At 66.1% G+C, this 22,512-nt stretch carries 16 protein-coding genes; 7 read left to right on the forward strand and 9 right to left on the reverse strand.

What is annotated here, in order from left to right; genetic code table 11:
- Positions 1-75: 75 nt before the first annotated feature.
- The 4 genes from EJP67_RS20320 to EJP67_RS20335 all read right to left on the reverse strand — a co-directional run bounded on the left by EJP67_RS20320 (position 76) and on the right by EJP67_RS20335 (position 8,106).
- Entirely contained in the window at positions 76-1,428 is a 1,353-nt protein-coding gene (locus EJP67_RS20320) for an MFS family transporter (protein ID WP_126023498.1), read from the reverse strand.
- A 204-nt stretch (positions 1,429-1,632) separates the two neighbouring features.
- Complete coding sequence (locus EJP67_RS20325) at positions 1,633-2,259, reverse strand: response regulator transcription factor (protein ID WP_126023499.1); 627 nt, start codon at positions 2,257-2,259, stop codon at positions 1,633-1,635.
- Positions 2,256-4,448 carry a sensor histidine kinase gene (locus EJP67_RS20330; protein ID WP_126023500.1) on the reverse strand — a complete coding sequence of 731 codons (2,193 nt, stop codon included), beginning with the start codon at positions 4,446-4,448 and terminating at the stop codon, positions 2,256-2,258. Before EJP67_RS20330 ends, EJP67_RS20325 begins: the two co-directional genes overlap by 4 nt.
- 97 nt (positions 4,449-4,545) lie before the next feature.
- The gene (locus EJP67_RS20335) at positions 4,546-8,106 is read right to left on the reverse strand and encodes an indolepyruvate ferredoxin oxidoreductase family protein (protein ID WP_126023501.1); all 3,561 of its coding nucleotides are present in this window, start codon (positions 8,104-8,106) and stop codon (positions 4,546-4,548) included.
- Between the two features lie 269 nt (positions 8,107-8,375).
- Between EJP67_RS20335 and EJP67_RS20340 the strand changes: the two genes are divergently transcribed.
- On the forward strand, positions 8,376-9,263 hold the full coding sequence (locus EJP67_RS20340) for a LysR family transcriptional regulator (RefSeq protein WP_126023502.1): 888 nt from the start codon (positions 8,376-8,378) through the stop codon (positions 9,261-9,263).
- 189 nt (positions 9,264-9,452) lie between these two features.
- On the opposite strand, the gene EJP67_RS20345 is transcribed toward EJP67_RS20340, so the two are convergent.
- From EJP67_RS20345 to EJP67_RS20355, 3 genes are read right to left on the reverse strand one after another with little or no spacing between them, the layout of a single operon-like run.
- A complete protein-coding gene (locus EJP67_RS20345; RefSeq protein WP_126023503.1) occupies positions 9,453-11,111 on the reverse strand; it encodes a carboxylesterase/lipase family protein in 1,659 nt (552 codons plus the stop codon).
- A complete protein-coding gene (locus EJP67_RS20350) occupies positions 11,108-12,094 on the reverse strand; it encodes a Bug family tripartite tricarboxylate transporter substrate binding protein (RefSeq protein ID WP_126023504.1) in 987 nt (328 codons plus the stop codon). Before EJP67_RS20350 ends, EJP67_RS20345 begins: the two co-directional genes overlap by 4 nt.
- 33 nt (positions 12,095-12,127) lie before the next feature.
- Entirely contained in the window at positions 12,128-12,808 is a 681-nt protein-coding gene (locus EJP67_RS20355; protein ID WP_126023505.1) for a TetR/AcrR family transcriptional regulator, read from the reverse strand.
- 68 nt (positions 12,809-12,876) lie between these two features.
- On the opposite strand from EJP67_RS20355, the gene EJP67_RS20360 reads away from it, so the two are divergent.
- Complete coding sequence (locus tag EJP67_RS20360; protein ID WP_126023506.1) at positions 12,877-13,122, forward strand: hypothetical protein; 246 nt, start codon at positions 12,877-12,879, stop codon at positions 13,120-13,122.
- Here the strand turns inward: EJP67_RS20360 and EJP67_RS20365 are convergent.
- Complete coding sequence (locus EJP67_RS20365; protein WP_240650722.1) at positions 13,080-14,084, reverse strand: LysR substrate-binding domain-containing protein; 1,005 nt, start codon at positions 14,082-14,084, stop codon at positions 13,080-13,082. The genes EJP67_RS20360 and EJP67_RS20365 overlap by 43 nt on opposite strands.
- Before the next feature lie 100 nt (positions 14,085-14,184).
- On the opposite strand from EJP67_RS20365, the gene EJP67_RS20370 reads away from it, so the two are divergent.
- The 5 genes from EJP67_RS20370 (at position 14,185) to EJP67_RS20395 (ending at position 21,384) form a co-directional block, all read left to right on the forward strand.
- Positions 14,185-14,811, forward strand: a complete 627-nt coding sequence (locus tag EJP67_RS20370) for an FMN-dependent NADH-azoreductase (RefSeq protein ID WP_126023507.1) — start codon at positions 14,185-14,187, stop codon at positions 14,809-14,811.
- Positions 14,812-14,859: 48 nt separating this feature from the next.
- Entirely contained in the window at positions 14,860-15,177 is a 318-nt protein-coding gene (locus tag EJP67_RS20375; protein ID WP_126023508.1) for a YciI family protein, read from the forward strand.
- A gap of 285 nt (positions 15,178-15,462) precedes the next feature.
- Positions 15,463-18,294 carry an ExeM/NucH family extracellular endonuclease gene (locus EJP67_RS20380; RefSeq protein WP_126023509.1) on the forward strand — a complete coding sequence of 944 codons (2,832 nt, stop codon included), beginning with the start codon at positions 15,463-15,465 and terminating at the stop codon, positions 18,292-18,294.
- Positions 18,295-19,440: 1,146 nt separating this feature from the next.
- Entirely contained in the window at positions 19,441-20,484 is a 1,044-nt protein-coding gene (locus EJP67_RS20390; RefSeq protein WP_126023511.1) for a TIR domain-containing protein, read from the forward strand.
- 75 nt (positions 20,485-20,559) lie between these two features.
- Entirely contained in the window at positions 20,560-21,384 is an 825-nt protein-coding gene (locus tag EJP67_RS20395) for a hypothetical protein (protein WP_126023512.1), read from the forward strand.
- A 217-nt stretch (positions 21,385-21,601) separates the two neighbouring features.
- Here EJP67_RS20395 and EJP67_RS20400 read toward each other — a convergent pair whose 3' ends face one another.
- Entirely contained in the window at positions 21,602-22,504 is a 903-nt protein-coding gene (locus EJP67_RS20400; RefSeq protein WP_126023513.1) for an NAD(P)-dependent oxidoreductase, read from the reverse strand.
- Between the last annotated feature and the right edge of the window lie 8 nt (positions 22,505-22,512).

Raw genomic sequence — 22,512 nt, forward strand, 5'->3', positions numbered from 1 at the left:
AAAAGCTTTCCCAGGGGCCCGCGTTTTTTTGAGGGAGGCGCGGGCCTCCCGGAACTTCATTGCGGTAGTGCCTGCCTACTTGTCGTGATGCAGGTAGCTCGCCTGCTTCGGCAGCAGCAGGCTCACGGTGAAGGCCACGACCATCATTGCCGTCACGTACCAGTAGAAGTAGGACTCGTGCCCGATCGACTTCAGGCCCAGCGCCACGTACTCGGCGCTGCCGCCGAAGATCGCGTTGCCCACCGCGTAGGAGAGGCCAACGCCCAGTGCGCGGATCTCGGGCGGGAACATCTCCGCCTTCACGATGCCGCTGATCGAGGTGTAGAAGCTCACCACCGCCAGCGCGAGGGTGATGAGCGCACCTGCCACCAGCGGGCTGCCGACGTTCTGCAGGTTGCTCAGCACGGGCACCGTCATCAGCGCGCCCAGGGCGCCGAACAGCAGCATGTTGCTGCGGCGGCCGATGCGGTCCGACAGTGCGCCGAACAGCGGCTGCATGCACATGTAGATGAACAGGCAGGCCGTCATCACGTTGCTGGCGGTCTTGATCGACATGCCGGCGGAGTTCACCAGGTACTTCTGCATGTACGTGGTGAAGGTGTAGAAGATCAGCGAGCCGCCGGCCGTGTAGCCGAGCACCACGAAGAAGGCGCGCTTGTGATGGGTGAAGAGCTCGCGCATCGTGCCCGCGCCCTTGGCGGCGCGGGTCTTGTTGCTGGCGGTCTCGGTCAGCGTGCGGCGCAGCATCAGCGCCACAACGGCCGCCACGGCGCCGAGCACGAAGGGAATGCGCCAGCCCCAGGCCTTGAGCTCGGCCTCGTCGAGCACCTGCTGCAGCACCACAACGACCACCACCGCGAGCAACTGGCCGCCGATCAGCGTGACGTACTGGAACGACGAGAAGAAGCCGCGCTGGCCGCGCATCGCCACTTCGCTCATGTAGGTGGCGGTGGTGCCGTATTCGCCACCCACCGACAGGCCTTGCAGCAGCCGCGCAAGCAGCAGCAGCGCCGGAGCGGCCGCGCCGATCTGCGCATAGGTGGGCAGGCAGGCGATGACCAGCGAGCCCACGCACATCATGACCACCGAGGTCACCATCGAAGTCTTGCGGCCCTTGCGGTCGGCGATGCGGCCGAACAGCCAGCCGCCGATCGGGCGCATCAGGAAGCCGGCGGCGAACACGCCGGCGGTGTTCAGCAGCTGCACCGTGGGGTCGGACTTGGGGAAGAAGGCGGGCGCGAAATAGATGGCGCAGAAGGCGTAGACGTAGAAGTCGAACCACTCCACCAGGTTGCCGGACGAGGCGGCGAAGATGGCGAAGATGCGCTTGCGCTTTTCCTCGAAGGTGTAGGGCGTGTTGTTGTTGGCGGTGGCGGGTGCCGCGTCGGGGCTGGAAGCGCCGGCGGCCGCGCTTGCGATGGCGGTCATGAAAGGGGTCCTTGTCTCTGGCTGCGGCCCGCGGCGTTAAGAAGAAAAGGCACGCGGGGGCCGTTGCGGCGAGTCTGTCCGGCCGGTGCAGCGCTGTCGTCCGTAACCGGCCGTTGGCCGTCTACGTATCGGTACGCAAGGGTAAATACCTAGATTGGGGCCGCGACGGGCGTGCGCCGTCGGCGGTGGCCGGTGCCCGGCAAGCTACAGCAAGTGCTCCCGCAGGAACCGATCCAGCTGATGGCTGTTCGCCAGCCCCAGCTTCGCGAACACGTGCGCCCGGTGCGTTTCCACCGTGCGCTGCTCCAGCGGGGCGAGTTCCTGCGCGATCTGCTTGTTGGGCTTGCCCTCGGCGACCAGCCGGGCGACCTGCATCTCGCGCGGGGTGAGCTTGTCCCACAGCGCCTGCGCGGCCTGGCGGGCCTGGCGGCGGGTGGCGATCTCGCCGGCCTGTTGCAGGGCGCGGGCGATGGTGTCGAGCAGGCGCTCGTCGTTGCAGGGTTTCTCGAGCCAGCCGAAGGCGCCGTTCTGAACGGCTTCCACGGCCATGGGAATGTCGCCGTGGCCCGAGAGGAAGATGACCACGAGCGGGCTGTCCTGCGTGCGCAGCGTGTCGAACACCTGCAGGCCGCTCATGCCTTCCATGCGCAAGTCCATGATCACGCAGCCGGCGCGCTGCAGGTCGGTGCCTTCGAGGAAGGCTTCGCCCGAGGCGAAGGTCTGCACCGCGTAGCCGCGCGACAGCAGCAGCAGGCCGAGCGAGCGGCGCACGGCCTCGTCGTCGTCCACGATGCACAGGTTGTTGGCGGGAGCGGCGCTGTTGTGGGTCATGTCGGTGGCGATATTTCCAGCTCGAGGGTGAAGACTGTGCCACCGCCCGGACGGTCGGCAAAGGTGAGGCGGCCCCTGTGCGCCTCGACGATGGTGCGGCAGATGTTCAGGCCCAGCCCCAGCCCGCCGGTCTTGGTGGTGAAGAAGGGCGAGAACACCTGCTCGGCCACGGCGGCGTCGATGCCCGGGCCGCGGTCGGCCACGTGGATGTGCATGCGTCCTTCCTTGAGCCCCGCCTCGATCTCCACCAGCCGCTGCTCGGGCGGCACGGCCTGCATGGCGTGCAGGCTGTTCGACAGCAGGTTGAGCAGCACCTGCTCGAGCAGCACGCGGTCGCCGCGCACCTCGGGCAGTCCGGGCGGAATGCGAAGCTCGGCGCGCGCCTGGCGCATGCGGATCTCGCCCTGCAGCAGCGCGATGGCGTTGCCGGCCAGCGCTGCCACCGAGCAGTCTTCCGTGCCCACGGTGCGCTGGCGCACGAAGCCGCGGATGCGCCGCACGATCTCGGCGCTGCGCTGCGCCTGCGTCACGGCTTCGTCCAGGCTGCTCACCAGCAATTGCTGGTTGCCCTGCTCGGCGAAGGCCTTGGCGGCGCTGGCGAAGTTGCTCAGCGCCATCAGCGGCTGGTTGAGTTCGTGGGCCAGCGTGGAGGCCATCTCGCCCAGGCTCGCCAGGCGCTGGGCGTGCTGCAGTTGCTCGTCGTTCTGGCGCTGGCGCAGCTCGGCGCGCTTCTGTTCGGTGATGTCCACCACCGAGCTCATCCAGCCGGCGTGCTTGCCGTCGGCATCGATCAGCGCGGCGGTGTAGACCATGGTGATGACCTCGTGCCCGTCGCGGTGCCGCAGGCGCGACTCGAAACCGGAGCGCACGGGCTGGCCGCTCATCATCGCGTCGTAGTGGCGCCAGTGCTGTGTCACGTCGTTCGGGTGCCAGTAGGGGTAGGGCGGCAGCTTGCCCAGCAGCTCGTCGGCGCCATAGCCGGTCATTTCGCAGAAGGCCGGGTTCACGTAGATGATGCGGCCTTCGAGGTCGCGCGCGCGCATGCCCACCAGCAGAGAGTCTTCCATCGCCTTGCGGAAGGCATGGGCCTCGTCGAGGTCGTGGGTGCGCTCGCGCACGCGCAGCTCCAGCACGCGGCGCGCGTCGCGCTGCTCGGCGAAGCGGCGTTCGCGCAGCTGCCAGTAGAGGCCGGCCAGCAGCAGCACGACGGCGCACAGCAGGCCCAGCATCCAGGCACGCTCGCGCGCGTTGGAGACTTCCGCGTGGTCGGTCATCACTGTCAGCGTCCAGCCGAGGTCGGGCAGGCGCTCGTCCACCGCGAGGTACTCGCGCGGGCGGCCGCCGATATCGGTGCGCACCAGGTAGCCGAGCTGGCCTTCCTCGCGTTCCACCTTCCACGGCAGTGCCGTGAAGCTGGTGCGCGTGCCGTACTGCTGGTCGCGACGCATGCCTTCGAGCTCGGTGGCCTGCAGCGGGCGCGATGACCGGTACATCCACGACGGTACCGAGCTCAGGAACACGACGCCGCGAGCGTCGGTCAGCAGGATGGGGTCGCGCACGAAGGTCCAGGTTTCCTGCACCTGGCGCAGGCTGACCTTGACCGTCACCACGCCCCGGATCTCGCCGCCTTCGCCGCGCACCGGCGAGGAGATGAAGAGCCCCGGCTCGCCGGTGGTCTGGCCCACGCCATAGAAAAGGCCGTTGCGCCCCGCGCGGGCGTCGATGAAGTAGGGCCGGTTGGCATACGACTGGCCGACGAAGCTCTGCGGCGTGTTCCAGTTGCTGGCCGCCAGCGTGAGGCCCTGCATGTCGATCAGGTAGAGCACGTCGGAACCGGCCTGCCGGTTCACCCGCTCGATGTAGAGATTGGCGCGCTGCTTGGCGGCAATGTCGTTGGGGCGGGCCAGCGCGGCCAGCACGTCGGGATGCAGGCCCGCGGTGAAGGGCAGGTAGCTGTACTTGCCGGCGGCGTCGCGCAGGCCGAGCACGTGCACTTCCATGGCGCGGCGGATCGAGTCGGCCTGGAAGCTCGCTTCGCGGTTCGCCGCCCATTGGCCCGCGAGGCCGATCAGCAGCAGGGCCAGCGTGCACGCGGCCATCCAGGCGATCGTGCTGCGATGCCGCCGGCGAAGGCGGGCCTGGGCGGTGGCCGACGTCGTATGCGTCGGATCGGGGGCGGGGGTGGACATGGTGGGCGGCATGGGGGCGGGGCCGACCGGCGGCGGGAGGATTTTGCCCTGATCCTCCCGGGCAGGCCCTGCCGCCCGCCTTTCGCCCACCTTCCGTTCAGGCCGCCACCGGCTGCTCCTGCGTGCCGGCCCGCTGCGTGGCCCGCCCGGCCGGGCGCGCGTCGAGCTGCCTTGCGAGCGCATCCCACCGCACTCGCGCCGACACCACGCTTTCCTCCTTCACATGCCCGAAACCGCGGATCTGCTCGGGCAGCCGTGCGAGCGACAGGGCAGTATCGAAGTCGATGGCATCGAAGCGCGCGAGCACGTCCTCGACCATTGCACGGTAGTCCTCGATGAGCTGCCGCTCCATGCGCCGCTCGGCGGTGCGGCCGAACAGGTCGAAGGCCGTGCCGCGCAGGCCGCGAAGGCTCGCGAGGACGCGGAAGGCACCCATCACCCAAGGCCCGAAGCTGGTCTTCATCGCGCGGCCCTCGGCATCGCGGCGGCCGAGCACCGGCGGCGCGAGATGGAAGCGCAGCACCGGCTTGCCCTCGAACTGCTCGCCCAGCTTTTCCATGAAGCGCCGGTCGGTGTAGAGGCGCGCGACCTCGTACTCGTCCTTGTAGGCCATGAGCTTGAAGAGGCCCGATGCGACAGCCTTCGCCAGCTGGTTGCTGCCGCGCTCGCGCTCTTCGAGCGCACGCACGCGCTCCACCAGCTCCGCGTAGCGCTGCGCGTACGCGGCGTCCTGGTACGACGCGAGGAACTCGGTGCGGCTCCTGACCAGCGCCTCCAGGCTCTGCGGCCGCTGCAGCGCGACGACCTTCTGCGGCGAAGCTTCTCGCGTCACCGCCGCGAGGTCGAGCGCCGCCTTGCGGCCCCACCGGAATGCGGCCTGGTTCGCCTTCACCGCCACACCGTTGATCTCGATGGCCTTGTCCAGCGCCTCGGCCGACAGCGGCACATGGCCCTTCTGGAAGGCGAAGCCCAGCAGGAACAGGTTGGCCGCGATCGCGTCGCCCATGAGCCGCGTGGCCAGTTGCGTCGCGTCGATGAAGTCGGCGCGGCCTTCCACCGATTCCTCGATGAGCGCGCGCACCTGCGCCGCCGGAAACTGCCAGTCGGGCTGCTGCGCGAAATGGCCGGTCGGCTGCTCGAAGGTATTGACCAGCGCATAGGTGCGGCCCGGCCGCATGCGCGCGATGGCGTCGGGCGCGCCGGCCGTGAGCATGTCGCATCCCAGGATCAGGTCGGCCTCGCCGGTGGGAATGCGCTGCGCCTTCAGCTGGGCCGCGTCGCGTGCGATGCGCACATGTGACGTGACCGAGCCGTTCTTCTGCGACATGCCCGTCATGTCGAGCACGCTCACGCCCTTGCCTTCGAGGTGCGCGGCCATGCCGATCAGCGCGCCGATGGTGATGACGCCCGTGCCGCCGATGCCGGTGATCAGGATGTTGTGCATGCCGTCGAGCGCGGGCTGCTTCGGCTCGGGCAGCGGCGCCTCTTCGGCTGCAGCCTTCGCGGCGACCGGTGCCTGCCTGCGCGGCTTCACGCCTTCGACCGTCACGAAGCTGGGGCAGAAGCCCTTGATGCACGACTCGTCGGCGTTGCAGGCGCTCTGGTCCACCGCGCGCTTCAGGCCCAGCTCGGTCTGCTTCGGCAGCAGGGCGGTGCAGTTCGACTGCTCGCCGCAGTCGCCGCAGCCCTCGCAGACCGCGTCGTTGATGAACACCCGGCGTGCCGCCTGCGGAAACTCGCCCTTCTTGCGGCGGCGGCGCTTCTCGGCGGCGCATACCTGGTCGTAGATCAGCACCGAGACGCCCTCGAACTCGCGCAGCTCGCGCTGCACCGCGTCCATGCTGTCGCGGTGGTGCACGGTGAGCATGAAGCCCTCGCGCTCCGGCGGCAGCACGCTGCGGTCGGACCAGCGCGACGGGTCTTCGGCCACGAGCGCAAGGCGCTTCACGCCCTCGGCCGCCATCTGGTGCGCGATGCGCGGCACGGTGATGGGGCCGTCCACCGGCTGGCCGCCCGTCATCGCCACCGCGTCGTTGTAGAGGATCTTGTAGGTGATGTTCACGCCCGCCGCCACGGCCGCGCGGATGGCGAGCGAGCCCGAGTGGTAGTAGGTGCCGTCGCCCAGGTTCGCGAACACGTGGCTGCGCCTGGAGAACCACGCCTGCCCCAGCCATGGCGCGCCTTCGCCGCCCATGTGCGTGGTCGTGCGGTTGTGCTCGGGGTAGATGGCGGTGGCCATCACGTGGCAGCCGATGCCCGCGAGCGCGAGGCTGCCTTCGGGCACCTTGGTCGAGGTGTTGTGCGGGCAGCCCGAGCAGTACCAGGCCGGCCGCGAGGGCGTGGCCACGGCCTTGCCCAGCACCACGTCCTTCGCGTCGAGGATCGCCAGCCGCATGCGGATGCGGTCGCTGGTGTGAAAGCGCGCCACGCGCCCCGCGACGACGCGCGCGATCTGCGCCACCGAGAAATCGGCCGTGGCCGGCAACAGCCACTTGCCGCGCGGATGCGCGCCCCATTCGCCCTGCTCGTCGAACTTGCCGATGACGCGCGGGCGCACGTCCTCGCGCCAGTTGTAGAGATGCTCCTTGAGCTGGTATTCGACGATCTGGCGCTTCTCTTCCACCACCAAAATTTCTTCGAGGCCATCGGCGAACTCGCGGATCGAATCGGGCTCCAGCGGCCACGGCATCGACACCTTGAAGAGCCGGATGCCGATGCGCGCGGCCTCGTCGGCATCGATGCCCAGTTCTTCCAGCGCCTCGAGCACGTCGCGGTACGACTTGCCCGAGGCCACGATGCCCAGGCGTGCCTTCGGCGAATCGATGGTCACGCGGTTGAGCCGGTTGGCGCGCGCATAGGCGATGGCGGCGTAGATCTTGTAGTCCTGCATCAGCGCTTCCTGCTTGCGCGCCTGCACGCCGAGCGTGTCGGTCGACAGGCGCGCATGCACGCCGCCGGGCGGGAAGACGAAGTCCGAAGGCAGCTGGGTGTGCACGTCGAGCACGCCGGCCGGAATGGAGCCTGAAGACTCCACCGTGTCGGCCAGCGCCTTGAAGCCCACCGGCAGCCCCGCGAAGCGCGACATCGCGAAGCCATGCAGGCCGAGCTCGATGTACTCCTCCACGCTCTGCGGGTAGAGCATCGGGATCATCGACGCGGCGAACAGGTGGTCGCTCTGGTTGGGCAGCGTGGACGAAGACGCGCCATGGTCGTCGCCCGCCACCAGCAGCACGCCGCCGTGGGGCGAGGTGCCCGCGTGGCTCATGTGCTTGAACACGTCGCCGCAGCGGTCCACGCCCGGGGCCTTGCCGTACCACATCGCGAAGACGCCATTGACGGCGGACTCGCCCGTCAGGTGCACCTGCTGCGTGCCCCACACGGCGGTGGCGGCGAGTTCCTCGTTCACGCCGGGCAGGAACTTCACCGCGCTGGCTTCGAGTTGGGGCTGCGCCTTCCACAGCGCCTCGTCCAGGCCGCCGAGCGGCGAGCCGCGGTAGCCCGAGACGAAGCCCGCGGTGTTCAGCCCGGCCTTCTGGTCGCGCCATTTCTGCACGAGCATGAGGCGCACCAGTGCCTGGATGCCGCTGAGGTAGATCCGGCCTTCGGTGGCCGTGTATTTGTCGTCCAGCGCAACGCTGGCCAGTTCGTGGGATGCCATGACTGAAAAAGACTCCGGGTAGGACTCGTCGGAATGCGGGCTTGGCCCCGGTAGAGGGCCGGCTCGCGGAATGCCTCGGCGGGGTAGACGCCGAGGCAGCAACGATTCTTCCGGCTTGTCCGCGGAAAGTGCTTCTTCTTTTTGGCGGCATGCCTCAGGTTTTGGAAGATCCGTCTGCTGTTGGTGTATTCGACCGAAAGTATTTCGGTGCAGTCCGTGCCTCCCGCCGGCCCGACAATGTCGGCCTTGCAGACCCACCCCCGCACCCCATGAGACCCGACCTCGATTCGCTGGCGCTCTTCCTTCGCGCCATTGAGCACGGCAGCCTGTCGAAGGCCGCCGCCGAGAGCCACATGGTGCTGTCGGCCGCCAGCCGCCGCCTTGCCATCCTCGAAGAGCAGCTGGGCGTGGTGCTGCTCAACCGCACATCGAAGGGCGTGACGCCCACCGGCGCCGGCGAGTCGCTCGCCATGCATGCGCGGCAGATATTGCGCGACGTCGACCGCATGCGCGCCGACCTGTCGGACTACGCGCAGGGCGCCACCGGCCGCGTGCGGCTGCATGCCAACGCATCGGCCATGGGCCAGTTCCTGCCCGACGACGTGGCGAGCTTCCGCCAGCGCTATCCCGAGATCCGCGTGAGCGTGGAAGAGCACCGCAGCGTCTACATCGTGCAGGCGATTCGCGACCGGCAGGCCGACGTCGGCGTCATCACCAGCGAGGCGGCCGACCCGGCGCTGCACTTCATTCCGTACCGCACGGACAGGCTCGTGGCCATCGTGCGGCAGAAGCACCCGTGGCGCGGGCGCGAGGTGTCGTTCGAGGAGCTGCTCGACTACGACTTCGTCGGCCTGGAAGACGACTCCGCCATCTCCCGCACCATGGAAGACGCCGCGATGAGCGCGCGCAAGGTGCTGCGCCTGCGCGTGCGCGTGAAGAGCTTCGAGGCCGTGTGCCGGATGATCGAAGCGGGCATGGGCGTGGGCATCCTGCCCGAAGGCGCTGCGGTGGCCTATCGCAAGGAGATGAAGCTGCGCTTCATCAATCTCACCGACGCGTGGGCTTCGCGGCGGATGTATCTGTGCACCCGGCAGGAGGCGCTGAGCTTTCCGCAGAGGCGGCTTGTCGACCATCTGCTGGCGCGTGGGATGTCCTGAGGCTCGGGTCCGGGTTCGTTCAGGGCGAGGCTCACGCCGACGGGGCGCCTTGCTGCGCGAATGTCCCCGGTCTTCGGCCTTTGTGATGGAGGGCGGTTCGGTTGAATCGCACTCTTCGGCAGCCTGCGATAGATGTGATTGCGCAGACGCCCGACAAGTCAGGGCAACGACGCAACACAACGATAGCTTTCAGCCTTCGTCACGTCGCCCGACACGTACGCCGGGTAGTTCGGATAGCGGCACATGGGGCGCGTCGCTCCAATCGCCTGAATGCGCCTCCAGGCGACCCGGGTCCTGCAGGACCCGGGATTCGCCCAGAACCCCGACCAGCGCCTCGCGGACTTCTTCAATTGACAGTGCTGTGTTTTGCCTGGACATGAAAACTGCTTCTCGACTTTCGATGGGAGACATTGACTGCGAATGCGCCGAAGCGAGCTTTCTCGAAGGTCCGTCGAAGGTCCTGGTCCAGGGGCGCGCGGATGTGTGCGCGGGCCAGCCCGGATCACCTTCTTTTGCGAACCGCGCCCAGGCTTCGTGCATCTCGCGCGCCAGCTCACCGGGCGCCGCGGCTCCCGCAAACTCGCGGCCCATGGGGGTATGCAGGTTTGCGAAGACGAATGGCAATTCGACACCATGCGCGGCGCCCAACTGGCCGCCGCATTGCGGCGAGCGCCAGGAAAAGAGATACCGGTACGTCGGCCCGAGGTGCGCGTCGGCCAGCTCGGCGATCCGCCGGGCAGGGGTGCTGTAGAAGTACTCGGACTGCAACGCGCACAGCGCGGCGCCGGGGCTTTCCTGGCCGGCGGGCATCGGCAGGCCGGCTTCGCGAACGAAGTCCTCGAGGTCCGTGGCGGTCAGGCGGGAGAGCGCGTCCGTCGGCACGTAGTACAGGCGCATCTCTTGCGCATTGCTGCCCACCAGGATCTGCAAGCGCCTCGGTGCGGCCGTCCATTCATCCGCCATCGCCTGCAGGGGCTCTGCCCGCAGGATCCGCCCGTCGACGACAGGGCGCAACGGGAAGAGGTTGCGGGCGCTCATGCCGTGCGCTTTTCGCAGGCGCGGGTCGCTCGCCAGTGCATGCACCGCTTGCAGAAGACCGGTGATGGGCGCCGCGGCCATGGCCAATCGCGTCGGCTCGATGCCGGCCACCGACGCGATCGCCCGGAAAGCCACGGTGGCTTCGTCCACGCTCTGACAAGCGATGCTCGGGCTCTGAAGGATTGCGCGGTGAAAGAGGCCGCGCGAAGCGGGCATGCCCATCAGGCAAGCCAGGGCACCGGCCCCCGCGGATTGGCCGAACACGGTGACCCTTTCGGGGTCGCCGCCCCAAGCGGAGATGAAGGCCTGGACCCACTGCAGCGCCGCGAGCTGGTCGAGCAACCCGCGGTTGTCCGGCGCCGAAGGAAGGTGTGCGAAGCCGTCCACGCCAAGCCGGTACTGGATGGAGACGAACACCACGCCCTGCCTCGCGAACGAGGCGCCGTCGTACAGCGGATCGCTCGCGCCGCCGCGGAAGAACCCACCGCCATGGACCCAGACCATCACCGGCAGATGGGCGCCGGGCGGCGCATCCGGCGCCCAGATGTTCAGCCGCAGCGCGTCTTCGCCGCCGCGCGGGTCGTCCTGCGCCTGCGGGTCGCGCGGCCATTGGAAGGCGACCGGGCCGAACGAGGAGGCATCGCGCACGCCTGCCCACGCAGGCACGGGCACCGGGGCCTCGAATCGCAGCGCGCCGAAGGGCGGCTGCGCATAGCGCACGCCTTTGAAGACACGCACGCCGTCGAGCCATGCACCCCTGAGCCCGCCGCCATGGGCCAGGCGCACCTCGGGTGCGTGCTTCGCGTTCATTCGGTGGCCAGGCCCAGCCTGTCGATCAATGGGCGCCACACCGCGGCATCGCGAGCGGCCCAGCTGCGCACATCCGCGGGCGCGGAAGCAATGAGCGTGACGTTCATGGCTTCCATGCGTGCCTTGTACTGTTCGTTGGTGCGGCATTGCTCCGTTGCTACGTTGAGCTTGGCCGCGATCGGCTGTGGCAGCCCCGCCTTGCCCACTACCGCAATCCAGGAAGGCCTCGCAAGATCTGCCGCGGCCGGAACCAATTCGGCAATCGTAGGCACGTCAGGCAGCAGCTTCGATCGCTGGCTGTCGAAGACCGCTAGTGCCACGAGCTTGCCGGCCTTCACCTGCTGCGCCGCCGTGCCGATCACGAGCGTCATGGCCTGGATCTGCTTGCCGATCAGCCCGGTGAGGCCCGCGCCCTCGCCGACGAAGGGCACGTGCGTGCCTGGCACGCCAACCTTGTCCAGCAGCGCCGTGGTCAGCAAGTGTGCCGGGCTTCCCTTGCCAGGAGACCCGAAGTTGATGCCGCCGGGCGTGGTCTTCGCCAGCTTCTCCAGGTCAGCCAGCCGCGCGATGCCTTCGCCCGCGGGCACCGTGAGCACGAGCGGCGAGGTGCCCAGGATCGCGATGCCCTCGAAGTCGGTCGCCGGATCGTAGGGGCGCTGCTTGTAGGTGTAGGGCGTGATGCTCATCTGGGACATGCCGATGCTCATCAGCGTGTAGCCGTCGGGCGACTGCCCCTTGAGGTTGTTGATGGCCAGCAAGCCATTGGCACCTGGCTTGTTCTGCACGATCACCGGGTGCGCGAGTTCGCGTGCGATGCAGTCGGCCCAGACGCGCGTCATCGAGTCCGATGCGCTGCCCGGCGGTTGTTGCGCGATCAGTTGAATTGGCTTGGCTGGGTACACCACAGCGTCTGCCCAACTGGCTGCGGCGCATGAAGAGATGAGGATCGCGAGCAGCAGCCTGGGCGTGTGGATAGGGTTCATCTTGTCTCCTGGAAAATAGGTGTTCGCCCGGGCCTAGCTGCGTGCCGCCGGGGCGCGCGAAGGCTTCCTGGGCTTGCGAGGCGCCGCGGCCGCTTCGCAGTGCGCGACGATCAGATCCGCAAGGCACGCCAGTTGCGCTTGCGATCGCTCCGAGCGCACTTCCTCGGCGGTAGAGGGAAAGAGCTGCAGGAGGCCCAGGCCCCGCAGCGCGGAGAAGACAAGCCCTACGACTGCGTGCCGATCGGCGGCGTTCTCGAGTTCCGGGAAGGCGCCGAAGAATCCCGCTTCCATTTGTTCGCCGAGTTCGATCCGAAGACTGGCAATTTGTGCGAGGACTTCGGGTTGATTGCGCGTGCCGAGGTAGATGTTCCAGGCTGCGACGAAGCGAGGCTGCGCGTAGATCAACTGCCAGGCCGCGTTGACGAAAGCCGACGCGCGTTCGTGCAGCGGCAAGGTTTCCGCAGGCCAGAGTTCGCCCGCATCCACACCCGACTGGATGAGCTCGCCGAGCACCTGCATCATCAGCACCGCCTTCGATTCGAAGTGATGCTGGACCGCGCCGGAAGTCATGCCGGCGGTCCTGGCCAGTTCGTGGATCGACATGTCCTCCAGGCTTCGGGTCTGGATCACATCGATGGCCGTGGCGATCAGGTGTTTTCTTGTGGCGGCGCTGCGTTCGGCATGCGTGCGACGGGGTGCGGAAGGTCTGTGCATGTATTTACATTACGGATTTTCCGTAAAATGTATTTGCATCCGGCGTGCCCCTGGATAGGGGTAACCCGATGGCACCGTCCGCTTCCGCAAGGAGCCTCTTCGATTTCCCGTTCCTCTTCGAGGATTCAGGTATGAAGCGCTTTCTCGAACTGCTTGTCGCCTTTGCAGCGTTGTCGCTGTTTGCGGCCCTGTCGACGGCCGGCCCGGCCACCCCGGGCGGCGTGAAGGAAATCGCCCTGGTTCACGGCGCGACCATGCGCCCTCAGGCGTTTCAGCCGCGCTTGGCGGCTTCGAGCAATCTCGAAAAACGCTGATTGGCGTGCGTCATCGTCCGAGTGAGCTCCTGGCTCAACAAGTCGATCAGCGCGCGAACCGCCGGCACCAGACCGCGCCGCGACGGAAACACGGCATGCAGTTGGTGCGGCGCGAGCCTGTGATCGGGCAGCAGGATTTCCAGGTCGCCCTTCTCGATCGACTCCGCACACAGATTGAAGGGAAGTCTCGCGATGCCCACGCCGGCCAGTACGGTCTGCCAGATCAGATGGACATCGTCGGTCGCAAGCACAGGTAGGTACTCGATCGACTCATCGGCGCCTTGCGGATCGGTCACTCGCCACGCCGGACGTTCGCCCATGCTTACCCCGAGCCCTATGCCTACCTGGCCTTGCAACGAGGCCACGGTTTCAAACGGACCGTGCGCTGCGATGAAGTGTGGGCTGGCGACCAGCACCTGCTCGCTCAACCCGAAGCTGCGCACGATCAATTGGGAATCGTCGACGACTGTTCGCACGCGCACGGCCACATCGAATCCCTCGGCCACGACATCGACCCTTCGGTTGGTCAGCTCCAGATCGAGGCGAACGTCGGGGTACCGGTCAAGGAACTTGGGGATCACAGGGGCGAGAAAGAGATGCGCGATCCCCACTGGGCAGCTCACGCGCAACCGCCCGGCCGGCCGGGCGTTCGCATGCTCGGCCACCTCCATCGCGGCACGCGCGGCACTGGTCATGGCCTCGCAGTGCTGAAGGAACGCAGCGCCGACCTCGGTCACATGCATCGCACGCGTGGAGCGCTGCAGAAGCCGAACGCCGAGCCGCTTCTCGAGATCGGCGATGCGTCGGCTGATGCGCGACTTCGGCATGCTCATTGCACGCCCGGCGGCCGAGAAGCTGCCGTGCGACACGACCGCCACGAAGAGGGCGAAATCATTCAGATCCACGGGCGAGTTCCCGCGCATGGCGAGGTCTGGGGACTGTGCGGGTGCGGGCTGCTGCATTGATTGTCCTGCGGGCCAGAACGAAGAGTTGCGATTGTGCCGTCTGGTGCCGCGAGGAGGCTGCGCCTATCTTCATGGCTCCTCTCGACACTCCCACATCATGCAAGTCCTTCATCTCGATTCCAGCATCCTCGGCGATGCCTCCGGTTCACGCGCCCTCAGTGCTTCCATCGTGTCGGCGATCCGCACGCACAACCCTGACGCCAACGTCGTCTACCGCGACCTCGTGCTGGACGCCATTCCTCATCTCGACGGCCCCATCGCTTCCGGATTCCGCGACCTGTCCATCGCTTCGGACGACCCCCTCGTGGCGCGTGAACATGCCCGGTCCGACGCGCTGGTTCACGAACTCCAGGGCAGCGACGTCATCGTCGTCGGCGCGCCCATGTACAACTTCTCCGTCGCGACCCAGTTGAAGGCCTGGATCGATCGCGTCATGCAACCCGGCAAGACCTTCAAGTACACGCCCGCCGGTCCCGTCGGCCTGGCCGGCGGCAAGCGCGTGATCGTCGCTTCCACGCGCGGCGGCGTCTACACCGCGGGGCCCATGGCCGCGCTCGACTTCCAGGAGACCTATCTCAAGGCGGCCTTCGGATTCATCGGCATCACCGACGTGCATTACCTGCGGGCCGAGAGCATGTCCAGGGGCCCGGATATCCGGGCGCGTGCCATGGAAGACGCACGGGCCGGCGTGCTGCGGGTGGTCGACGCGGCTCTGCGCGACTGAAGGCGCATCGCCCCAAACACACGTTTCATTCAACATCCGAGGAAAACCATGCTTTACGTCGTAACGCTGAACTACGCGCGCCCCATCGAGGAAGTCAACGGGCATCTGGACGCCCACAAACAATGGTTGAGCAGGTTCACCAAGTCGGGACACATCCTCGCCGCAGGACCACTCGCGGACGGCACGGGTGGGGTGATGCTGGCCCATTGCGCCGACTCCAATGAACTCGAAGCCATGATGGAGCAGGACGCCTTCGTGATCGAGCGCGTGGTCACCGTCTCGGTGCAAAGTTTCGAGCCGGCGCTGCGCGCGGAGGCCTTTGCGGCGCAATGGGCGCCATTGGCAAAAGCCATTGCCGCCGGCTGATATTCGCCCAGGCGACTTCACAAGAGACGCGCAGAGGCGCTCGACCTCGGTGCATGTTCCGGCGGGACCTCGCGCCATCTCCTCCTGGGAAACATGCCGCGAGGCTTGCGATATTCATGCTCGACACAAGCAGGACAGGACTCAGGCGGGATTCGGCTTGGCGCTGGCGGCCAGCCCGGCGCCCCATCACCCAGGGCTGCCTGGGGGTGTCTCGGGGGTTACACACAAGAACCATAAAAACGGCCGCGGTTCGCTTGCCGGCCCCCACAACAAGAGAGACCCCAAATGACGCATCGAGGACGAGGATCGAGGCCCGCGTGGCCATTCAGGACACTGGCGCTGACTACTCTTGCCATCGCGCTGACCGCCTGCGGCGGCGGTGGTGGTGGCGGCGCTTCCTTTCCACTGATTCCCCCATCGTCCGGCGGCTCGCCCTCCGGCAACACGCCGCCTCCGGCGACGCAGCCACCAGCCACGCAGCCTGACAACGCCACACCCGAGGTGACGCCGCCCACGTGCGCGGCCGTTCCGGCCGGCGCACCTCTGACGGCCATCTCGTCCGTGCAAGGCACGGGCCACATCAGCCCCATGGCGAACCAGGCCGTGACCGTGCGCGGCGTGGTGGTGGGCGATTTCCAGAACTCCGGCTCCGCCTCGGTGAAGCTGAACGGATTCTTCGTACAGCAACTCGTGCCCGATGCCGATCCGCTGACCTCCGAAGGCGTCTTCGTCTACGCGCCGAGCGGCAGCACCCGCGTGGCCGTCGGCGACTTCGTGCAGGTCACCGGCGAGGTGACCGAGTTCGGCCAGACAGCCGGTGTCGGCGCGAAGCCTGACAGCATCACCGAGATCGTCGGAACTGGCGCCACTGCGCTGGCCATCAGCGTCTGCGGCAGCGGCGTGGTCGTCAAGCCCACGCAGATCACGCTGCCGGTGGCGGACGAATCCACGCTGGAGCGCTACGAGGGCATGCTGGTCGAGATCGCGCAGCCCCTGGCGGTGACAGAGCTCTTCGAGCTGGGCCGCTACGGCCAGATGGTGCTGTCGCTGAACGGGCGCCAGTTCAACCCGACCAACGGCAACGCGACGGCGACGCATGCGCAGAACCTGCTCTCGCGCATCATGCTGGACGACGGCTCGTCGGTGTCCAACCCGAACCCCATTCCGTACCTGAGCGCGGCCGGCACCGAGGGCACCCGCCGCATGGGCGACACCACGCAGAAGATCACCGGCATCCTGAGCCACAACTTCGGCGCCTACCGCATCCAGCCGACGGTGGCGCCGGTGTTCGCGCAGGCCAATCCGCGCCAGCCCACGGCGCCGGTGGTCGGCGGCTCGCTGAAGGTGGCCAGCCTCAACGTGCTCAACTACTTCACCACCTTCCAGGACGGCACGAACTCTGCAGGCCAGCCCGGCCAGGTCTGCCTGCTCGGCACAGGCGTAGCGACGGACTGCCGCGGCGCGAACAACCTGAACGAGTTCAAGCGGCAGCAAGCCAAGATCGTGGCGGCCATCGCGGGGCTCGACGCCGACGTGATCGGCCTGATGGAGATCCAGAACACCGACGTCGCGACGAACGACCTGCTGGCCGCCCTCAACGCCAAGGTCGGCGCGAACACCTATGCGGCGGTCAACAGCGGTGTGTTCGGCACCGACGCCATCAAGGTCGACATCCTCTACAAGCCCGCGAAGGTGCAGCGCGTCGGCAACGTCGTGCTGCCGACCGGCGCCGACCTGGCCGACTACACCGCCGCCAGCGGCCGCCCGCCGCTGGCCCAGCGCTTCAGCGTGGTCGGCAACAACGGCGGCTTCTGGTTAGTGGTCAATCACCTGAAGAGCAAGGGCAGCTGCCCGACCACGGGCGACGTCGACCAGGGCCAGGGCTGCTGGAACCTCGCGCGCGTCAAACAGGCGCAGGCACTGAACAGCTTTGTCGGCAAGCTCAAGGCCATGGGCACGACCGGCGAGCCAGACGTGCTGATGATGGGCGACTTCAACAGCTACCTGCTCGAAGACCCGACCAAGCAACTCGAGGCCGCGGGCAATGAGAGCCTGCTCAAGCGCATGCCCGCGGCCGACCGCTACACCTACGTGTTCGGCGGCGAGACCGGCGCGCTCGACCATGCCTACGTATCGGCCTCGCTGGCCACGCAGGTCAACGGCGTGAACGTGTGGCACATCAACTCCGACGAACCGACCGCGCTCGACTACAACACCGACTTCACCACCGACGACCGCTACGCGCCCACGCCGTTCCGCGCGTCGGACCATGACCCGGTGCTGGTGGGCTTGAACCTCGCGGCCGACACTGCGGTGGTGGAGCCCATCGTCAGCGCGTCGATCCCTGGAGCGGCGAAGACTGGCGAGAGCTACAGCGTGAACATCACCGAGGCCACGCCCGGCGGTGCCACGACGGTAACCTCGCTCGTGGTCGACTGGGGCGATGGCACCACCACCAACGTACCTGGCACGGGCGCGGTGACGCATACCTACGCGACGGCGGGCACCTTCGGCGTGACGATCACGCTGACCAACTCGTCCAGCCAGACGGCGATGCAATCGGGCAACGTGACGGTCACCAACACGGTGGTGGTGAATCCGCCCGGGCCGCCGGACCTGTTCTTCAGCGAATACGTGGAAGGCTCGTCGAACAACAAGGCGATCGAGATCTACAACCCGACCGCTGCGGCCATCGACCTGAGCCTGTACGCCGTCAAGCTGTATTCCAACGGCGCTTCGAGCCCGCCGACCAGCACCCAGGCACTGAGCGGCTCGCTGGCGCCCGGCGCCGTGCTGGTGCTGGCGAATGCGAGTGCCACGGCAGCCTTCAAGCCCGCCGGCACGCAGGACAGCGGTGTCGCCAACTTCAACGGCGACGATGCCCTGACGCTGGAAAAGTCTGGCGTGGTCATCGACCGCATCGGGCAGGTCGGCGTGGACCCGGGCACCGAGTGGAAGAGCTCCAACGGAGCCAGCACCCTGAACCAGACCCTGCGCCGCAAGGCCAGCATCACCTCGGGCGATCCCAACCCGGGCATCGCCTTCGATCCGGCGGTTCAGTGGGACAGCTTCCCCATCGACACGTCTGCTGGGCTGGGTTCGCATTCGGTGAACTGAACCCGACCGGGCGCCCGGACATGGGCGCTCCGCATGAAGCAAAGAGAACGGGAAGGGGCGCTCAGCGCAGCGCCCCGACCAGACCCGGCACCGATCCAATCGGGCCAGGACTTCTCGACGCGCTGCTCATTCAGGGCGACGCTCACGCCGATGGGGTACCTTGCTCCGCGAATGTCCTCCGCCCTTCGGGCTCCCCCTTTATTTCGCTGCGCAAGGCACCCCATCGGCGTGAGCGGTTGGAGCCGCTGGGGCTGACTTGGAAAGGGGGCACGAGGTTCGCGCACAGCGCATTGCGGAAGCTGCATTTGTTGGCAGTCGCCGCGACTTCGTGCTGTGCGAGGCGGCGACTTGCCGGGTTCTTCTCTACAGTGAATGCCCCTGTCACCCGATACCCCACCAAGGGGAGGAGAAAGGCGCAACACACCCAAGTCACCCAGATGTTCGAAGGCTGCTTGCCTCGCGGCAGGTCGTCGGTGCGAAAGCAGCGATGCAGATGCGAGGTGTCAAAAGGCGACGGCCAGGGTGTTACTAGCACCCCAGCCGTCTAACCAAGTTCGTGCAACACCTTGGAAGGACCGCACAAAAATGGCTACCAAGACTATAGCCCGGCCAACTACGCCGGTAGCTTCCGCAGAAACCGCCCAACAAGACCCGGCGGATCTTCTTGAAAACACCCTCACTCAGCTTGAAGCTCTCCTGTGGGTATGCCACGGGGAAGACATCGACTGGTGCAGCGGGGATGGGCCTCGGCAGCTGGACAATCTGCTTTGGCTTGCGGCCGAGATGGCGCGCAAGGCGGGGGAGTTGTTTCAGCTGAGCGAGAAGGCGCGACGTGGGGCGCCTGAGGCTGGCGGGTAGCGGCCGGTCTGCGGGCTGCGGCGTTCGCAGCCCGCCTAACGAACGGGGGCTTTGGGGTAGGGCGGCTGAAGCCTTTTGCGACGGACCGAATTCAGCCCGGTTGAGGTTGTGTTCTCCAGCACGTGTTCGAGTTCTTTCAGAAGAGAAACTAAAAGGTGGTTCGACGCGCGCATGCGGTGACATTGCGCCGTGAGGCGTATGCTCGCCAGCACCGCTCACGATGAAATGTCACTGTGCTCCAGTAGGCGTCAACGTCAAGCGCCTCGTACACCTATCGACGGAGATTTCATGCCCCTCGCCGAGAGAACGGACGAACTGAAGCGACTGATCCAAGCCTTTGAGTCCGAGGCTGGAAGGTTTTATCCCTTGACGCTCTCACTTCTGTATGTGACGCAAGACAGCCTTAGCTTCGACCGTCCAATAGGGCGGCCAAACCACGCGATCATGTTGTGGCAGTACTACGGTGCGATCCAGGGGGAGGGCGGTGCCGAGGGGCTTGCCAAGGACTTGGAGGATAGCGACCTGAAATGGGGTATCCGAGGCGCCAAGCTGACTTGCTTCGGTGTGCTCGAAGGCGACGGCTGCGAATTGTTTGTCCGTATGGCTCAGCGCGCGGGCACTTTGTTCGACAAGGACGAGGCGAGTTCGCTCAAGTCGCGGATGGTTCAAGAAATTTTGGACACCGAATTGAAGAGGCACGCTCCAGCCAAGCCGACTGCGGCATCGAACGATAACCCGCTTGCACTTTGGCTGAATTACTTACTGTTCCACCTCTCTATGACGAACCCTGGTAGGGAGAAAGCCCAACGCATCAATCCCGATCCATTTACTCTCTCTCTGCTTGCGCTGGAGAGGCTCTACTCAGAGCGCTCGATTGGAAAAGCGGATAGGTCTGTACAACCTCTATCAGCGCTCCAATTCAAAGTGGCCATGTCATTTCCAGGCGAGCAACGACAGTACGTCTCTGCCACGGTTAACGCGCTCCGGTCGCACCTTCCGCCGGATTCAATCTTCTATGACTACGACTATCAAGCTCAGCTTGCGAAACCGAATCTGGACGTGCTGTTGCAGGACATCTACCGAAACAGGGCCGATCTGGTCGTCATCTTCTTATGCGAAGAGTACGGTGCAAAGCAATGGTGTGGACTTGAGTGGCGGGCGATCCGGGATCTGATCAAGCACAAGAATGATGACCAGATCATGTTTGTGAGGTTCGACGATGCGCCCGTTGAAGGTGTTCTATCTCTGGACGGTTACGTGGACGCCAGGGTTCACTCGCCAGAGAAACTAGCCGATTTCATTCGGCAGCGAGTAGAAACCTCGCGGGCGTGAGCCCAGGGCTGCCCAACTCCGCCTCCGGCCCGCCGCCTGAGGCGGCTTCAAACTCGAAAATCAGATCTCATACAAATGCCCATTTTTCGTGATCAGCCGCTTGCAAGCACCAACCTTGACCGCCAAGGCGAGCGTCTTAGCAAGCACTTCCTGGAACAGTGTTGCGCCGACATGTCCAGCAGGCGATTCCCAGTGCACCAAGAGCATGACATGCGCAGGCCTGTTTCAGGGTACATCGAGAATCCACGGCTTGTGCCGGACGTGGATCACCCCGGGGAGTGGCGTTTGATCGGTGACGTGTATGTGGATGAAGGTGCTCTAGAGGATGTGCTTGGAGGATTCAGCATCTCCGGGATGGAAATAATCCGGCGCACGGAAGATGCAACTGCCTTGTTGTATCTGCCGTTCCCCCACTACAACGATGAGGATCTTCTCGTGCAAGTGCTCGCCGACGCCGCTCTTGGTGTCGGGAAATGGATCAAAAAGGGTGCCGAACCTTTAGGCTGGGTGCTCTTGGGAAGTGTTGTTGCATTCGCCATTACGCCGATATGGGATGACATCTACAAGCGCAAGATCGCACCGCGAATCGACGGATTGATAGCCGGGCTCTTGCCCGCACTCCGCAAAAGGGGCTTGGCAGCCGAACTTGTCCAGATCGTCTTGTTCAAGGAAGCTGAAGTCGAGGTCAGGATCATCCCTGTGCAGGGAAAAGAAGAGATTTGTCTGCATTCGTCTGCCGTGGAGCGGGGTCTACGTGAGGTAGTCAACTTTCTCAGGGTCGACGTCACCGCTCAGGCAATAGGAGTAAAGCGAATCGTCATCTTTTTCGACGAAGTACTCGGAGCCTACAAGTTGCATCGCATCGAGTATGTCGACGGGCGCGTCGAGCATCTGGCCTAACTTGTCGTATGCCGCAGCCCGGTTCCATTCGTTCGATTGGCGAAATAACGCTGCGCTTCAACACTACAGCCACCCTCATCATGCGCAGGGCACCGGGTGCTCCCCGCAGCGAAATAAAGGGGGAGCCCGAAGGGCGGAGGACATTCGCGGAGGGGAGTACCCGGTGCCCTGCGCACGCGCCCCGAATGAAGGCGGCGGGCAGGTCAAAAGAAAAGAATCAGCGCAACGCTTCGACCAGATCAAGCACCATCCGGTCCCCACCGAACTTCCCGACCCCATGAGTCAGCAGCGCATCCACAGCCTGCGCAATGCCATGGCTCGAAGACGACTGCTCCGCCATGTCGTTGTAGTACCCCAGGTCCTTCTTCGCGTTCGCCATCGAGAACTTCAGCGAATCGGTGCTGCCGGTCAGCAGCTTGGGCTTGACGCGTTCGAGTGCCACGCCGTTGCCGCCGCCCTTGGCGAGCACGTCGACGAACACGTCGGGCTTCACGCCGGCGTGTTCGGCGCAGGCCGCGGCCTCGCACAGCAGCGCCACGGTGCCCAGCGACACGAAGTTGTGCAGCAGCTTCATCGCGTGGCCGGCGCCGATGCCGCCCACGTGCGTGACGTTCTCGGCGAAGCAGCGCAAGAGCGGCAGGCACGAGGCCAGCACTTGCTCGTCGCCGCCCACCAGCAGGTTCAGGCGGCCTTCGGCGGCCTCCTTGGCGGTGCGGGTCATGGGCGCGTCGATGAACTTGCCGCCCTTGGCGCTCACCGCTTCAGCCACCTTGGCGGTGGAGGCGGGCACTGCGGTGGAGCAGTCGATGACCACGGTGCCGGGGCGCAGGGTGCTCAGTGCGCCTGGACTGTCCTGAGTGCCCAGCATCACGGCCTCGACCTGCGGGGTGCCGGTGACGCAGAGGATCAGCACATTGACCTGCGCGGCCAGCGAGGCCACGTCCTTCACCGAGGTGGCGCCGGCCTTCAGCAGGCCGTCTATGGGCTGGTTGCCCGCGTGCTCCAGCACGGTGAGCTGATGGCCGTGCTTGACGATGTTGCTGGCGATGCCGTGGCCCATCAGGCCCACGCCGACGAGGCCAACCTTGCGCGGCGCTTGCTGCTGTTCAGTGGTTGTCATGTGTTGTC

It is taken from the genome of Variovorax guangxiensis (genome assembly GCF_003952165.1).
Taxonomy (GTDB): domain Bacteria; phylum Pseudomonadota; class Gammaproteobacteria; order Burkholderiales; family Burkholderiaceae_C; genus Variovorax; species Variovorax guangxiensis.